This is a genomic window from Mycolicibacterium iranicum (assembly GCF_014190915.1).
Classification (GTDB): Bacteria; Actinomycetota; Actinomycetes; order Mycobacteriales; family Mycobacteriaceae; genus Mycobacterium; species Mycobacterium iranicum_B.
Genome location: NZ_JACHVU010000006.1, coordinates 201,084 through 216,130, shown reverse-complemented (window position 1 = coordinate 216,130; position 15,047 = coordinate 201,084). Strand labels below are relative to the sequence as shown.

At 67.6% G+C, this 15,047-nt stretch carries 13 protein-coding genes; 5 read left to right on the top strand and 8 right to left on the bottom strand.

Annotated elements, in window-relative coordinates; translation table 11 throughout:
- Positions 1-12 precede the first annotated feature (12 nt).
- The 4 genes from FHR72_RS15480 to FHR72_RS15465 all read right to left on the bottom strand — a co-directional run bounded on the left by FHR72_RS15480 (position 13) and on the right by FHR72_RS15465 (position 4,924).
- A complete protein-coding gene (locus tag FHR72_RS15480) occupies positions 13-1,521 on the bottom strand; it encodes an HNH endonuclease signature motif containing protein (RefSeq protein ID WP_183469536.1) in 1,509 nt (502 codons plus the stop codon).
- A gap of 81 nt (positions 1,522-1,602) precedes the next feature.
- A complete protein-coding gene (locus FHR72_RS15475; RefSeq protein ID WP_183469534.1) occupies positions 1,603-3,015 on the bottom strand; it encodes a hypothetical protein in 1,413 nt (470 codons plus the stop codon).
- A 445-nt stretch (positions 3,016-3,460) separates the two neighbouring features.
- Complete coding sequence (locus tag FHR72_RS15470) at positions 3,461-4,138, bottom strand: Crp/Fnr family transcriptional regulator (RefSeq protein WP_183469532.1); 678 nt, start codon at positions 4,136-4,138, stop codon at positions 3,461-3,463.
- 219 nt (positions 4,139-4,357) lie between these two features.
- The gene (locus FHR72_RS15465) at positions 4,358-4,924 is read right to left on the bottom strand and encodes a hypothetical protein (RefSeq protein WP_183469530.1); all 567 of its coding nucleotides are present in this window, start codon (positions 4,922-4,924) and stop codon (positions 4,358-4,360) included.
- A 46-nt stretch (positions 4,925-4,970) separates the two neighbouring features.
- Here FHR72_RS15465 and FHR72_RS15460 point away from each other — a divergent pair, with 46 nt between their 5' ends.
- Positions 4,971-5,747 (top strand): endonuclease/exonuclease/phosphatase family protein, encoded by a 777-nt coding sequence (locus FHR72_RS15460; protein WP_183469528.1) that lies wholly within the window; start codon positions 4,971-4,973, stop codon positions 5,745-5,747.
- Here FHR72_RS15460 and FHR72_RS15455 read toward each other — a convergent pair.
- Complete coding sequence (locus tag FHR72_RS15455) at positions 5,740-6,984, bottom strand: sulfotransferase family protein (protein WP_183469526.1); 1,245 nt, start codon at positions 6,982-6,984, stop codon at positions 5,740-5,742. The two genes, FHR72_RS15460 and FHR72_RS15455, sit on opposite strands and share 8 nt — an antisense overlap.
- A 28-nt stretch (positions 6,985-7,012) precedes the next feature.
- Between FHR72_RS15455 and FHR72_RS15450 the strand changes: the two genes are divergently transcribed.
- The 3 genes from FHR72_RS15450 to FHR72_RS15440 all read left to right on the top strand — a co-directional run bounded on the left by FHR72_RS15450 (position 7,013) and on the right by FHR72_RS15440 (position 9,718).
- Complete coding sequence (locus tag FHR72_RS15450; protein ID WP_183469524.1) at positions 7,013-7,588, top strand: TetR/AcrR family transcriptional regulator; 576 nt, start codon at positions 7,013-7,015, stop codon at positions 7,586-7,588.
- Positions 7,585-8,700 carry a DUF1214 domain-containing protein gene (locus tag FHR72_RS15445; RefSeq protein WP_183469522.1) on the top strand — a complete coding sequence of 372 codons (1,116 nt, stop codon included), beginning with the start codon at positions 7,585-7,587 and terminating at the stop codon, positions 8,698-8,700. The genes FHR72_RS15450 and FHR72_RS15445 overlap by 4 nt, the downstream gene beginning before the upstream one ends.
- Positions 8,701-8,833: 133 nt before the next feature.
- Entirely contained in the window at positions 8,834-9,718 is an 885-nt protein-coding gene (locus FHR72_RS15440) for a universal stress protein (protein WP_183469520.1), read from the top strand.
- A gap of 6 nt (positions 9,719-9,724) precedes the next feature.
- Here FHR72_RS15440 and FHR72_RS15435 read toward each other — a convergent pair whose 3' ends face one another.
- Both FHR72_RS15435 and FHR72_RS15430 read right to left on the bottom strand, forming a co-directional pair.
- Positions 9,725-10,867: an acyl-CoA dehydrogenase family protein gene (locus FHR72_RS15435; RefSeq protein WP_183469518.1), complete on the bottom strand. Its 1,143-nt coding sequence runs from the start codon at positions 10,865-10,867 to the stop codon at positions 9,725-9,727.
- Positions 10,868-12,100 carry an acyl-CoA dehydrogenase family protein gene (locus tag FHR72_RS15430; protein WP_183469516.1) on the bottom strand — a complete coding sequence of 411 codons (1,233 nt, stop codon included), beginning with the start codon at positions 12,098-12,100 and terminating at the stop codon, positions 10,868-10,870.
- 216 nt (positions 12,101-12,316) lie between these two features.
- Here FHR72_RS15430 and FHR72_RS15425 point away from each other — a divergent pair, with 216 nt between their 5' ends.
- A complete protein-coding gene (locus FHR72_RS15425; protein ID WP_183469514.1) occupies positions 12,317-13,222 on the top strand; it encodes a hypothetical protein in 906 nt (301 codons plus the stop codon).
- On the opposite strand, the gene FHR72_RS15420 is transcribed toward FHR72_RS15425, so the two are convergent.
- A complete protein-coding gene (locus tag FHR72_RS15420) occupies positions 13,209-15,047 on the bottom strand; it encodes a putative bifunctional diguanylate cyclase/phosphodiesterase (RefSeq protein ID WP_183469511.1) in 1,839 nt (612 codons plus the stop codon). The two genes, FHR72_RS15425 and FHR72_RS15420, sit on opposite strands and share 14 nt — an antisense overlap.

The window sequence follows — 15,047 nt, the reverse complement described above, 5'->3', positions numbered from 1 at the left end:
GGCACGTCGCTCTCATGCCACGCGATCTTCCGGAGGCGCAGGTCCACCGGGTTCGTCGACGACGTCTGGTCGCGGTGGTTCTTCTTGCTGGGCATTGCCGGCAGTCTGCTCGGTCGAATCAGCAATAGGGTTGCTGTTCGGCGTATTTGGCTCGGGCGGACGCAGAAGCCGCTCGGGTCGGTGGTGGTAGTTGAGCCGTGCCTGTCCGGTATCGAGTGGGGGCGGCGGGATCCATTCGACCTCGCAGCGGTCGTTCATCCGGGTCGTCCAGCTGCCGCCCTTGACGCCGCGGTTGTCGGGTCCGCAGGCGAGGCCGAGTTCGTCGACATTGGTGTTGCCGCCCTGAGCCCAGTCGGCCACGACATGGTGCACCTGCGAGCCGTAGGCGCCGACGTTGCAGCAGGGCTTGGTGCAGCCGCCGTCCCGCGCGATCAGCATGACCCGCTGGGCCGGGGATGCGATGCGCCTGCTGCGGAACAGATTCAGCGCCGATCCTGTCGCGCCGTCGAACACGGCCAGGTAGTGGTTGGCATGGCCACCCATTCGGATCACGTCCGCGATCGGTATGACCGTGCCGCCGCCGGTGGTGCCGATCCCGGCCCGAGACTCCAGGTCCTGCAGGGTGGTACGGATGATGACAGAGACCGGTAGTCCGTTGTGGTGCCCGAGTTCGCCGCTCATCAGGGCGATACGCCCGACCGCGACCAGCGCGTCGTGCTGTCGCTGGGCGAGGCTGCGGTGGTCGTTGTCGATCTGGGCCTGTGACGGCGTGCCCGACGTACACGGTTCGGGATCGTCGGGATTGCACATGCCTGGCGCCGCATACTTCGCGAAGATGGCCTCCCACACTGCCCACGCCTCCGGCGTCAGTGTCGCAGTGAGATCGGTCATCGCGTCAGGGCGCTGCTTGCCCTTCGAAACCCCGCGCTTGCGAACGCGTTCGGTGTCATCGGGCTCGGGGCCGTCCTGGTCGAGCAGGAACAGTGTCAGGTCGGCAGCGTCCTTGAGTTCTTTGGGACCCACACCGACCGCGGTGCGGACGAGGTCGACCTCGAACTGATCACGGGTGGTCGCATCGACGAAACCGGGCAGTCGATCGATGGCCTTACGGATGACCTCGACGTGCTCGCCGTTGATGAGCCCGCGGGATAGCGCGGCGGCTGTGGCCGGGAGTACCGGCGGCAGTGGCGGCCCCGTCAGCGACTGACGTGGCGCCAGCAGGGCAGCGTCGTTCAGCCGTCGATTGGCCTCGGCGCCCGAGATCCGCCAGCGGGTCGAGAGCACCTCTCTCCACGACTTCGCGCCCATCTCCTGCGGCGTCGCCTCAGCCTGCAAGCGGGCCAGTAGGCGGTGGTTCATGGTGGGCAGCAGGCACCGCAGGGTTTCGAGATCATCAAGGGCGGCAACGAGTTCCGAGCGCGTGAGCAACTCGACGTCGCAACCGGCCACCTCGTCGAAGGCAGCGCGCAGGGCCGCCACCGCGGTCTGCAGCGTGTCATCCGGCATACTTCGAACATACATTCGATGTCCGACAAGTCGGGCCCGTCTCGAGCGGGAACGGCCCCCTCCAGCGGAGGGGGCCGTTCGCGTGCTCACGGGTTGTCAGGCGTCGCTGTCGGACGAACCGCTGCCTCCGGACGAACCGCTGCCTCCGGACGTGCCGCTGTCGGTGGCAGCCGCGCTGCTGTCGGTCTCCGACGCGGTGTCGCCGGCGTCGACCGCCGCGCCGTCGTCGTCGGACGTGTCGACGGCTTCGGCAGGATCGGTGGCAGCGTCCTCGGACTCCTCGTCCTCCGTTGATTCCTCCGCCGGTTCTTCCTCGGTCGTGGGCTCCGGCGCGACGGTCGGATCCTCTTCGGCGTCAGCGTCCGTCGGCAATGCCTCACCGGTCGGCTCCGGTTCCGTGGACTCGGCGGCGCCCGATGCGTCGGCCGGTGTCTCGGTGCCTTCGGCGGTGGTGCTGACGTCGAGGGTCACCAGGTCGCTCTTGTCAGCGAGCTCGGTCGAAGACACCTGTGCCAGTTCGGTTTCGGCGCTGTCCGCCGCCTCGGCCTCTGGGGAGAGTCCCGCCAGCGCCGCGGCGATGGCCTTGGGCAACTGCACGAAGAACGCGTCGACGGGACCGCCCTCGCTGAAGACACCCGGGAAGACCTCCCATTCGGCGGCCACGGTCGGCTGGTACCCGTTGAGGAAGGCGTTGAGAACCTTGGCCGGTGCGTTGACGACCTCGCTGATCGCCGTCTCCCAATCGCCGTCGTAGATCGACGCCGACACCACGTTCAGGATGTCGGTCAGCTGGTAGATCGCCGTGATCGGCGGGCTCAGCAGCGAGTACGCGTATCCGGTCGTCGCGCTGTTGCCGACGAAGACGGCATCGGGCACAGCGCCCACCGCGGTCAGGCCGAAGTCGCGCGCGATCTCCCCGGGGATCTTGAACGCGGGCTCCAGGGGCCAGCCGAACTCACCCAGGCCGAAGATGCTCCAGCTCGTGATGGTCGCGAACGCCCGGGTGAACTGGCCCTGCTGCACCAGTTCCCAGGCAGCCTCCAGCGCGGCGGGCAGTTCCGTCAGGTGCTCCGAGTAGCCAGCGCTGGAGCCTTCGATACCCGACTGGAGCGTCGCCGCGTACGTCGACAGGTTGGCGAAGAACCGTTCGAGCCCGGGCGCAGGATTGAAGACGGCCGCGGCGATCTCGCTGTACAGCGAGGAATTGCTGATGATCTCCCACGTCGCGGGAAGACCTTCGGTCAGAAGGGCGCCACCGCGGCTCCCGATGTTCTGCACCGTCGTGGTGAGCGTGTCACTCCAGACGCCCACCGGGTCGACCCATGCGGACAACTCGACCGCGCGGTCCTGCACCGCCGCAGGCAGGGCGGGGGCCACCGGGTTGATGGCGATAACGGACGCGCCGGCGATTGCCACAGCGGCGCCGAGCAACTTATTGGGGCGCGGTTGACGGGACGACAGCTCGGACGCGAAGACGCGGTCCGACTCGGCACTGATGGCCAGTTGCACGGTAACTCCTGGAGTGAAAGACGGGGTGGCAAGCCCGGAGGCTGCCTGCACGGTAGCTGTGGGTTCCCTGGGCGACAAGACCTACCTTGGTGTTCAGCTAACCGGCAAAAAATAACTGTCAGAAGGGTTTTGCGCGCGTTCGGCCCAGCGGTGCACCCGCAGACGGTGTGCCGAGTTCTGCGCCGACGATCGACTGAGGCGAACTGTAACCAAGGGGTCTCGCGCCGGGGCGGCTACCTCTCGGCAACGTGGCGCAGATCACGTCCCCCGAACCGCGGCAGCAAACACCCTGCCGCACAGGCGAATTAGCAACCGCTCGTCAATATGCGGACTCCACGGGGTTCGCGCGCCCGACCGGGCCCCGGCGGGACGTCGTGGACCTACCTCCGACCTCGGGTGCGACCGGGCGCGAGAGGCTGCGTCCGCGGCCCGCGGGACGGCGAAGTCAGCGACGGGCGCGACGGGCCAGTTGAGCGGGATCGTGGATGAGGATCGTCTTGCCCAGGGGCTCGATCCAGCCTCGCTGCGTGAATTCCGAGAGCGCCTTGTTGATCGTCTCGCGGGACGACCCGGCGAGTTGTGCGATCTCCTCCTGGGTGAGGCCGTGGTCGACCCTCAGCGACTTGCCCTGCTGAGTGCCGAATCGGCGCGCCAGGTCCAGCAGTTGCTTGGCCACACGGCCGGGGACGTCGGTGAAGATCAAATCGCTCAACGTGTCGTTCGTCCGGCGCAACCGGCGCGCCAGGACGCGCAGCAGCTGTTCGGCGATCTCCGGGCGTTCGGCGATCCAGAACCGCAGGGCATCACGATCCATCGAGACGGCGTGCACCGGCGACAGCGCGGTCACGGTGGACGTCCGAGGCCCCGGATCGAAGATCGCCAGCTCACCGAACATGTCGGCCGGCCCCATCAGGGTCAACAGGCTCTCGCGTCCGTCCGGCGAGGTGCATCCGACCTTCACCGTCCCCGACGTGATGATGTACAGCCGGTCGCCCAGCTCGCCTTCGATGAAGATCTTGTGACCCCGACGAAACGAGACCTGCTGCAGCTGGCTGCACAGGGCGGCGACGGCAGCTTGGTCGACTCCCTGGAAAATGGCTGCGCGCGCCAGTACCTCGTCCACATTGCCCTTTCCGGCTTGAGCGCTCGACCCGCCCGAACCCGACAGGCCGGGTGTTACACGAGCGGAAGCATCCGTAAATTATCAGTTGGGCATCCACGTCGCGACCCCGCACGCCCGCAATTGCGGTATGCGGGAACTGATGTCGGTGGTCGCCACCGGACGGCATGTGCGTCAGGGCGCTGCCCAGCCCGTGCGCTCGAGCTCCAAACGGGTTGCCTGTCAGGCGGTTTGAGGCCCGTCGGAGATCCCCAGGCTGTCACATAGGGACAGGAACGCGGTGGCGAACGGATTGTGTGAGGTCAGGTCCCGCATCTGCGGCCAGTCGAGCTGTTCGCGAACGGCGCGCACCGCGGGCAGCAGCTTGGCGAAATCGCAGTGGTGTTCGTGGAGTGCGCGCAGCTTCTGCGTCATCACCTCGGTCGCCGACAGCACCGGGATGGACAGGGCCAGCACGTCCTGCTCGACGGCACGGCCCAGCAGCGCCGCATCCACGGGCACCCGGTTGATCTGGTGCAGCACGTCCACCAGCACCGGGCCGTCGACGGCCAGGGCCGCTTTGAACAGCCATTCCTCCGGCGGCCTGCGGATGTCGAATCCTGCCTTCGACAGTGTGGCTGCGGCGGCCTCGGTGTCGTCCTCGGAGACCACGAAGTCGACATCGTGGTCGGGTTCGGGGCCGCCGTGCACCCACAGGGCATAGCTTCCGGCCAGCGCAAACGGCGGACCGTCGGCTTTGAGCGCCGACGCGGCGCGCTTCAGCGCCTCGCGCAGATCGTCATGGGACATCCGTACCACCGTTGGTTCCTGTCGCAGGGTGGGTAGTTGCATACCCATGAAGCTGGTGACCTTCAACATCCTGCACGGGCGAACACCCGGCGACGGAGTTGACCTGGACCGTTTTGCCGACTGTATCTCCAGGTTGGACGCCGACATCCTGGCACTGCAGGAGGTGGACTCGATCCAGGCGAGGTCCGGACTGGCCGATCTGACCGCGCTGGCGGCCGAGGCGATGGGGGCCCGCAGCCACCGGTTCGTGGCCGCGATCGCCGGAACGCCGGGCGCGACGTGGATGGCGGCCACGGGTGAGGAACAGCCCGGCACCGCCGGTTATGGCGTTGCGCTGCTCTCGCGCTATCCCGCGCTGAACTGGCAGGTCTTGCGGTTGCCGCGGATTCCGTTCCGCTTCCCGCTCTATCTGCGAGAGCCCGGCAAGGTCATCGTGGTCCATGAAGAGCCCCGGGCCGCCGTCGTCGGTCAGTTCGACACGCCACTGGGCGCCCTCACCGTGGTCAACACCCATCTGTCGTTCGTACCCGGCTGGAACCGCGTCCAGCTGCACCGTCTGATGCGCGACGTCCGGGGGATGCCATGGCCGCGGATCCTGACCGGCGACCTGAACATGTCCGCGGTGCCGGCGAGCCGCTGGTCGAGGCTGCGCCCGTTGGCCTCGGCGCCGACCTTCCCCGCCGAGCGGCCCACCAGACAGCTCGACCACGTGCTGACCGACGATCCGGCGCTGTCGGTGAGCGTCTGCGAGACGCCCGAGCTGCCGATCTCCGATCACCGTCCGCTCGTGGTGGAACTGGACCGTCTGGGTGGGGTCAGCTGAGAAATCGTGTCGTGTAGGGCGCGAAGCGCGCACGCAGCTCTGCAGGATCGAGTCCGAACATCTCTGCGTCGGTGTGGACCCGACCGTGCCGTCCGCGCCGGTGGCCCTGCAGGTACGCCTCGATCGAGGAGCGGGACCCCTCGTCGAACGGGGTGCCGGTGAGGCGATAGACGGATTCGGCAACACCCATCTCGTCGCCCATGAAGTCGTCGAACCGGATGTCGATCGAGCGATCGTCGGGAATGCGGTCACGGTCGCGGACGCATGCCCCCAGGAGTTTCTCCAGGCGATCGACCCAGGCGGCCGCGACCGTGGGGACGTCGACGGTGTCGCGGTGCATGCGTTCGGAGTAGGTGACCATGGCGATCATCGAGAGTGCGACGGGCACCGGGTCGCGATGGGTGAACACGACCAGGGCCTCCGGCATGACGCGGTTCAGCACCGGCAACTGGCCGAGGTGCTGCGGGGACTTCAGCACCCAGCGCCCACCCCCACGCAGGAACTGCAACGCCTTCAGCTGGGTGACGAGGTACTCGTAGGTGGACGTCTGATCCCGCGACCAGTAGTAGTCGGTCCAACGCGGCACGTGGGCCAGCGTCTCCATCAGCATCGTCGAGAAGTCGTTGGCCAGCAGCTGAATCTCCTCGTGCACATGGTCGGTCGTCATCTCGTGCATGAGGGCGAAGTGCGGCATCAACAGGTCCATCGTCTGCACCGCGATGTCCATCCGGGCGATCCTCGGATCCGGCGTGAGGCCGGCCTCGGCCGGTAGTGGGAACGGCTCGACGCTCTCCCAGTACGGCAGGCTGCGGAAGGTCTTCGCCGCGGCCAGCAGATTGTGCAGGTGCGTCGTGCCGGAGCGGGGGAGGCCGGCGATCACCACCGGCGCCAGCAGCTCGATGTCGTGGATCTCGGGATGCCGGGCGAGCAGGTCGGCCAGCAGCAGCCGGTTCTTGAGCCACTGCAGCAGCTGCATGTGGAAGTTCACGACACCCGGTGCGTGCATGTCGATGTCCCGCAACTCCGCCAGGTAGCGGTCGAGACGCTCGCGGTAGTCCTCGGGTCCGAAGTCGGTCAGGCCGGTCGCGTCGCGTGCCCTCTCGTGCAGCACGTCGCCGTCGAGTGGACAAGCGTCGGCGATGCCGGCCATCGCGGCCCGAAGTTGTTGCGCCTCAGGGCTGTACCGCGGCGAGGCGAGATCGTCGAGGAAGACCAGACCGTCTGTGGTGTCCGTCACACGGCGTTATGTTACTCTCAGTATCGTAATGGCGACAGAGGCAGGACGACCGAGAAACAGAGCGATCGACGAGGCGGTGCTGCGGGTGACCGCCGAACTGCTCGACGAATGCTCCTACGGGGAGCTTTCCCTGGACCTGATCGCGTCGCGGGCGGGGACCAGTAAGCCGGCGATCTATCGACGCTGGCGCGGCAAGGCGCACCTCGTCCACGAGGCGGTCTTCCCGATCGACGCCACCATGGTGCTCCCCGAGACGGGGTCGCTGCAGGGTGATGTGCACGAGATGATCCGCCGCACCCTGGCGGTCCTGAGCACCCCGGCAGCGCGCGCCGCGCTTCCCGGGCTCGTCGGCGAGATGGCGTCGGATCCCACGCTGCACACCGCGTTGCTCGAACGCTTCGGCGACATTCTCGTACAGGGCCTCAGCGGCTACCTCACCTCGGCGGTCGAGCGCGGCGAGGTTCGCGAGGACGTCACCGCCGCCGAGCTCGCCGAAGCCGTCGCGGGAATGACGTTGCTGGCGTTGATCACCCGCGGAGGTGACGTCGACGACGCATGGATCGACCAGACCGCACGCCTCATCACGAAGGGAATCAGCGCATGACCGACACCGGGTCCCATCAGGCCACCGCGGCATGGCGCGAGTTGCTCGACACCTTGCGCGGCCTCGACGAATCGTTCATGACCGGTCCGAAGGCCGTGACCGACGACCGCCACATCGCCGACGGCTATCGCATGATCGCGACGACCCTCGGCGTCGCGCTCGACACCTATCTGTTCGCCGACCGCAGCCGCCCCCGCTGGCTCGAGGTCAATTCGCCCTTCCGGCCGGACCGCCGGTGGGGCGGGGACAACACCGACGCCCTCTACTACATGTGCCCCGTCGACCCCGCCCGTCGCTATCGCATCAGCGGGAATCGCGGTGACAGCGTGTACTTCTCGGTGACCGCCTATAACGAACCCGCCCCCGGCGCCTGGTCCGACCGGATCGTCGCGATCCTGCGCGACGACGATCTCGACATCGACGACAACGGGGACTTCACCTTCGATTTCGGGCCCGAACCGGACGCCGCGGTGTTGATGACGCGCGACTACCAGGCCGATCCGTTGGTGGGCCGGCCGGCCACCTGGCGGATCGAGGCTCTCGATCCCCCCGAGCCGTTCCGTCACGGCGAAGCCGAGACCGCCGCGGCGCTGCGGGCCAGTGCGGCATGGCTGCGCACCATGTTCGCCATCCTGCCGTTGTCGGTGGGGGTGAAGAACGCCGACCTGCACAACCTGGGACACGAGACATCGATGGCGGCCAACGATTTCGCCGACCCGTACCAGGTGCCGGATGCGAACTTCGGGTGGTCGGCCCGCGACGCGTGCTATTCCTACGGCAGCTTCGATCTGGCCGAGGACGAAGCCCTGGTGATCACCCACCGGCCTCCGAGGTGCCGCTTCTGGAACCTCGTGGTGTGGAACCAGTTCATGGCGGTCCCGGGCGTTTCCGACGCGCGCAGTTCGGTCAACGGTTCCACCGCGGTGCCCAACAGCGATGGATCGGTCACCGTCGTCGTGTCCCGCGGGATGACCGAACACCCGAATTCTGTGACCACACTGGATTATCCGCGCGGCAACCTCGCCTTCCGGTGGTTCCTGGCCGAGGCGGTTCCGTCGCGACCCGAGGTCGCCCTCGTTCGGGTCGCGGATGCCCCCACCGCGGTGCGCTGACGGGGCGCCACGCCGGTCTTGCGGCGAGGTCGTCGAGAGGACTTAAGTCCCCGCAATACGGGACCGCCGCCACTTACTCTCGTCCCGATACGGGGCTAGCGTCGATAGTGCAGATCGACGTGAGGAGTGCGATATGTCCACCCCATCGAAGTCCCTCGGCATCGTCGTCGGAGTGGACGGCTCGGCTGCCTCGCGAGTGGCCGTCGACTGGGCCGCCCGCGATGCGGGCATGCGCCGCGCTCCGCTGACGCTGGTCTACGTCCTACCGAGTGCCGCGGTGCAGTCCTGGATACAGGTGCCGCTGCCCGCCGCCTTCTACGAGGACGAGAAGCAGGAGGCCGCAAGGATTCTCGCAGACGCCCGAGCTGTCGTCGACGCGGCGACCGTGGATACCCCGCTGCCGGCGGTGACGGACCGGGTCGTGTCCGGCCAGGCGGTTCAGGTGCTGGCCGAGCTGTCAGACGACGCCGACATGATCGTGGTGGGTAGTCGCGGGGTGGGGAAGTGGGAGCGTCGCCTGCTCGGATCCGTCAGCTCCGGCGTGGTGCATCACGCCCGCTGTCCCGTCGCGGTGATCCGCGACGAGGATCCTCTGATCCCGCACCCCGCGCAGGCTCCGGTCGTCGTCGGCATCGACGGCTCGCCCGCCTCCGAGCGCGCGACCGCGATCGCGTTCGACGAGGCGTCCCGGAGGGGCGTCGACGTGGTCGCCGTGCACACCTGGAGCGACGCCGGATACGAACTGCCCGACATGGGGTGGACCGAGGTTCAGCCCGAAGAGGACATGCTCCTGGCCGAGCGGCTCGCGGGCTGGCAGGAGCGCTACCCCGACGTCACCGTGCGGCGCGTGGTCTGCCGCGACCAGCCTGCCCGTCGGCTGCTGGAAGAGGGGGAGCGGGCCCAGCTGGTGGTGGTGGGCAGCCACGGCCGGGGTGGGTTCGCCGGCATGCTGCTCGGGTCGGTCGGCTCCCAGGTGGTCCAGTCGGCCCGCACACCGGTGATCGTCGCGAGGACGTGACAGCCCTCACCCGGTGGTGAGGCGTCCGTACCGGGCGATGTGGTGGTCTGTCGAGCCGAACTCGAACTGCAGCGCGGTCAACCGCTTGAAGTAGTGCCCGATCGCCAGTTCCTCGGTCATGCCCATGCCGCCGTGCAGCTGGACGGCCTGCTGGCCGACGAACTGCGCGGCGCGGCCCACGGTCGCCTTGGCCGCCGACACCGCTTTCGCGCGGTCGGCCTCCTCGCCGTCGAGCTTGAGGATCGCCAGAAGCACTGCGGCGGCTGCCTGTTCGACCTCCATGTACATGTCGACCATGCGGTGCTGCAGCACCTGGAAGCTACCGATGGGCTGGCCGAACTGCTGACGCTGCTTGCAGTACTCGACGGTGTCGGCGAGCACCTTGCGCATACAGCCGACGGCCTCGGCGCTGATCGCCGCGGCGCCTTCGTCCCTGGCCTGCGCGAGCGACGGCCAGGCGCCTCCCTCGGCGCCGATCAGCGCCGACCCGGGCAGCCTCAGGCCGTCGAGAACGATGTCCGATGCGCGCCGGTCGTCGACGGTGCGGTAGTTGTGGAGTTCGAAACCCTCTGACGCGCTGCTGATCTCGATCAGGAACAGCGAGATGCCGTCGGTGCCGGCGGGTTCGCCCGACGTGCGTGCGGTGACGAGTACGTGGCCGGCCAGCGGGGTGCCGGCCGACACGATCTTCTCACCGGACAGCACCCAGGTGTCGCCGTCACGGGTCGCGGTGGTGCGCACGTCCTGCCAGAACTCGCCCGATGTCGGCTCTGTGGCAGCCAGCGAGACGATGGCGGTCCCCGCCACGATCTGTTCCAGGAGCGCGGCGGCGACGTCGCCGCCTCCACGCCGCAGCAGCCCCGCCGCGACCACGGCGGTGTCCACGTAAGGCTCGATCACCAGGGCATGTCCCAGCGCCTCGGCGATCAGCATCATCTCCACGGGGCCGCCGCCGATGCCGCCGCTCTCCTCGGGCAGTGCCGCACCCAGGATGCCGAGCTCCTCGGCGAAGGCGCGCCAGATGTCGGGCTGCCATCCGGGACCCGATTTGGCTGCGGCGCGACTCTTCTCGAGGTCGTAGCGGGTGGCGAGGAACCTGGTGAGCCCCCCGCGCAGCAGCTCTTGTTCGTCGTTGAGTGTGAAGTCCATCTAGAGCCCCAATGCAGCTTTGGCGAGGATGTTGCGCTGAATTTCGTTGCTGCCGGCGTAGATCGATCCGGCTCGGTCGTTGAAGTACCGCAGCGGTGCGACCGCCTGCCACGGTTCGCCGCTCACGTACTCCCCTGCGGGCGGTTCGAAATCGGCGATCGGGCCCCCCGGGCACGTCGCATGCGGCTGGTACACCCGGCCCCGCGGTCCGGCGGCCTCCATCGCCAGTTCGGTGATCGTCTGGCTCAACTCGGTGCCCAGCACCTTGAGCATGGAGGATTTCGCGCCGGGGTTGCCCCCCTGCGCGACGACGGCGAGGACCTGGTATTCGAGGATCTCCAGCACGTCGGTGCGGATGCGTGCATCGGCGAGCTTGCGGGCGAACGCGGGATCGTCGAGGAGCCCTCCACCGTTCGGGCCGGGTTGGCCGGCGGCGACGGTGGCGATCTCTTCGGCCATCACCTGCAGTGCCGGCGCGGACGAGCCGCCGCCGCGTTCGAACTCGAGGAGGTACTTGGCGACGGTCCAGCCGTCGTCGATCTCACCGATCACATTGGTCTTGGGGACGCGCACGTCGTCGAAGAAGACCTGGTTCTGCACCTCCTCGCCGGAGGTCATGACCAGCGGGCGGATCTCGATGCCCGGCGAGGACATGTCGATGAGGACGAAGGTGATCCCGCGCTGCTTCTTTTCCGACCGGGTGGTGCGCACCAGGGCGAACATCCAGTTGGCTTCCTGGGCGTGCGTGGTCCAGATCTTGCTGCCGGTGCAGACGAGGTGATCGGCGTCGTCGCGGGCGGCCATCGACAACGCGGCCAGATCGGAACCGGCCTCCGGCTCGGAGTAGCCCTGGCAGAAGAAGACCTCGCCGGTGAGTATCCGGGGTAGGAAGTAGTTCTTCTGCTCGTCGCTGCCGAACTTGATGATCGCGTGGGCCACCATCCTGATGCCCATCGGAGACAGAGACGGCGCTCCGGCCAGGGTCGATTCGCGGCTGAAGATGTAGTGCTGCGTCAGGCTCCAGTCGCAGCCCCCGTGGGCGACCGGCCACGCCGGAGCCGCCCAGCCCCGCTCGTGCAGGATCTGCTGCCACCGCATGCTCGCCTCGTGGTCGGCGTACACGCTGGTCATGAGGCGACCTGCGCGCCGCAGTTCCGGGGTCAGTCTGTCGTCGAGGAATGCCCGCACCTCATCGCGGAACTCAAGGTCGGTCGCCGACCACTCCAGGTCCATCACTGTCTCCTTACGACGGGCGTCAGACACACAGTAAACCTAGTTAGTTAAGTGGACGCCAGCCTGGGTGTGCCGGACGGCACTGTCACCAGCGAACGCCGGCCGTGTCACGTGCCTGCGTACGCCGTGTTTTGATCCCGTTCCCGCATGCCATAGCCTTTAGCGGCCGAGAAGCTCCGACTCCGGCCGATCCGATTCGATGCGAGGCAGTACATCGTGCTCTGTGAACCCGACTGGGACGACGAAGTCGACGTCGTGTGCACCGACAGTGCCGCGGCGGGGTTCGCGACCGCGATCTCGACCGTCGACGCGGACGGCGAGGTCTTCCTCGCGGGTCTTCCCGCCGTCGCACGATCTACCGAGATGGCCACTCACACATCGTGGTTCGTCCCGACCGGCGACGAATTGACCGATGGCTATCTCGCCCGGTTGACCGACGACATCGACGTCGCGGGGCTGGTGCGGCGTGAGGCCGACGTGCCCGTCCGCCCCGAAGGAGAGCCGATCCGTCCCCGACGACGGCCGATTCCGCCCTTCGAGGGTTGGCGGCTGCGGGACTGGGCCGCCCGCTGCATTCCGTCGCCCTCGGGCTACCTCTACACCCAGGTGACCGACTGGACCTCCACGCTGGTCGACCGCGGGGAGGGGGAACTGTTCACCGTCGCCGAATTCGGTTCGTTGCCCTCGGATGCACGGCCGTCACTGAGTTCGGTCCGCGACTGGCTGGCCGACGCAGCGCTGGAACGCGACATCACCCCGTATCCGGTGTCAGGATTCGACCGCCTGGTCTTCGAGGAGGGTGTGGTCGTGGGCGCCGTGTTCTCCACCGACAGCGGACCCATGGCTGTCCGGGCACGCCACGGGGTCCTGATCTGCCGTGACACCACCGCCCCCGACAGTGCTCCCGACGGTGCCCCGGCGAACCCCCCTCGCGACGCCGGCGATGGACGCCAGGCGGCCGACGGCGACCTGCGGGTCGCGCTGGTGGGCAAGGCGGCCAGCCGTTTCGGACGCGTGGAGCTCGTGACCGCGAACCCCGACGGTCAACGGAATCAGGCCGACACCGACGATCCGGCAACCGCTGATCCGGCAACGGCTTCCCGCACCGTCACGACCTGGTGAAGCTCACGGGGATACGTCCCTGTGCGAACAGTGATTCCATCGCAGCGCCGGCGATGGGGCGCGACAGCAGGAATCCCTGCGCCCGATGGCATCCGTGCCGCAGGAGTGTCAACGCGGCCGCATCGGTCTCGACTCCTTCGGCCACCAGCTCCAGCCCGAAAGCTTCGGCGAGGGCGATGATCGCTCGGACGATCGCGAGATCACCCGGGTCCGAACCCAATTCGCGCACGAAGCCGCGATCGATCTTGAGCGTGTCGACCGGCAGTGACTTCAGGTGCGACAGCGCGCTGTAGCCGGTGCCGAAGTCGTCGATGGCGATCCGCACCCCGGCCTCCTTGAGGCCGTTGAGGGTGACCCGGGTGGTCTCGATGTCCTGCACCACCACGCTCTCGGTGATCTCCAGGCACACGGAGCCTTGGTCGAGACCGTACTCGTCCATGATGGCCGCGACGGTCTCGACGAAGCCGTCGGTCACCAACTGCACGGGAGAGACGTTGATGCGCATGATGGCGTCCCTGCCGATGCCCTGCGAGCGCCACCTGGCGAAGTCGGAACAAGCCTGACGCATCACCCAGCGGCCCAATTCGCCCGCCATGTTGATCGATTCGGCGACACCGATGAACGATTCCGGCGAGAGCAGGCCCCGGGTGGGATGCTGCCATCGGACCAGTGCCTCCGCGGCCAGGATGTCGCCGGTCCGCATGTCGATCTCGGGCAGGTAGTGCAGCAGCAGCGCACCGTTTTCGATGACGTTCTGCAGGTGCAGTTCGATGTCGTTGTTGAAATCGTTCTGCCGAGACATGTCGTCGGTGAAGACGGCGACCTTGTTGCCCCCGGAGTTCTTCGCCGCCAGCACAGCCTGATCGGCGCGCCGGAGCAGGTCCGAGGTGGTGTCCTTCCCGGGAAACCCGAGCGCGACGCCGATGCTGACGGTGCGGGTGAGCATCTCGCCGTCGATGGAGACGCGTTCGCGCAGAGTCGATTGCAGCTGGTAGGCGAGTGCCTCGGCTTCCTCGACATCCATCGGCGCGGTGGGCACGACGACGAACTCGTCGCCGCCGAGCCGGGCGATCACATTGGGCAGTTCGGCGCCGCTGCGCAGCCGTTCGGCCAGGACCCGGATGAACCAGTCACCCGCGGTGTGCCCGAGGTAGTCGTTGATGGCCTTGAGCCGGTCGAGATCGAAGAACAGCGCCGACACCGGCCCGGGCTGCCCCTCGGCCAATCGCTCGTCCAGATGCGCGAGCAGGGCCCGGCGGTTGTACAGGCCCGTCAGGTCGTCGTGCTCGGCGAGATATCGCAGTTGTTCCTCGGCCTGCACCCGCGCCTGGGCCTGCGCGAACAGCGACGCGATCGCCTTGAGCGCGTTCTGCTCCTCGTCGGTCCAGTCGCGGTCGCCGAACTTGACGAATCCGATCACCCCGGTGGTGAGGTCGCCGGACAGCAGCGGAACGCACGCCATCGAGGTCTGCGGAATCTGCCTGCTCTCGTTGATCTTCTGCTGGTACTCGTCGGTCGCGGGTTCGGGACGGAAGATGACGGGTTCTTTCTGGTGCTCGGCGAGAGCGAAGACAGGATCGGCGTCGGCGAAGTACACGACCCCCAGCGGATCGGGATCCGGTATGCCCGGGCGCACCGGCCATTCCGCGACCAGAACCGAGGCCCGGATCGCGTGGTCATTGCGGCGCAGGAAGCTGACGTCGACATGGAAATGCTCGACGAGTTCGGCCAGGACCTGCTGACTGATCCCGACCCACGTTGCTGCCTCGACACCCATCAGGTGGGTCGCCACCGAAGTGACCACGAGGTCCAGGCTTTTGGACAC

What these genes read in the sequence shown, in the direction of transcription:
- FHR72_RS15440 (WP_183469520.1), top strand. Translation starts at nt 8,834, where the DNA reads ATGTCCACCCCATCGAAGTCCCTCGGCATCGTCGTCGGAGTGGACGGC.
- FHR72_RS15435 (WP_183469518.1), bottom strand. Translation starts at nt 10,867, where the DNA reads ATGGACTTCACACTCAACGACGAACAAGAGCTGCTGCGCGGGGGGCTC.
- FHR72_RS15445 (WP_183469522.1), top strand. Translation starts at nt 7,585, where the DNA reads ATGACCGACACCGGGTCCCATCAGGCCACCGCGGCATGGCGCGAGTTG.
- FHR72_RS15465 (WP_183469530.1), bottom strand. Translation starts at nt 4,924, where the DNA reads ATGTCCCATGACGATCTGCGCGAGGCGCTGAAGCGCGCCGCGTCGGCG.
- FHR72_RS15430 (WP_183469516.1), bottom strand. Translation starts at nt 12,100, where the DNA reads ATGGACCTGGAGTGGTCGGCGACCGACCTTGAGTTCCGCGATGAGGTG.
- FHR72_RS15460 (WP_183469528.1), top strand. Translation starts at nt 4,971, where the DNA reads ATGAAGCTGGTGACCTTCAACATCCTGCACGGGCGAACACCCGGCGAC.
- FHR72_RS15450 (WP_183469524.1), top strand. Translation starts at nt 7,013, where the DNA reads ATGGCGACAGAGGCAGGACGACCGAGAAACAGAGCGATCGACGAGGCG.
- FHR72_RS15480 (WP_183469536.1), bottom strand. Translation starts at nt 1,521, where the DNA reads ATGTATGTTCGAAGTATGCCGGATGACACGCTGCAGACCGCGGTGGCG.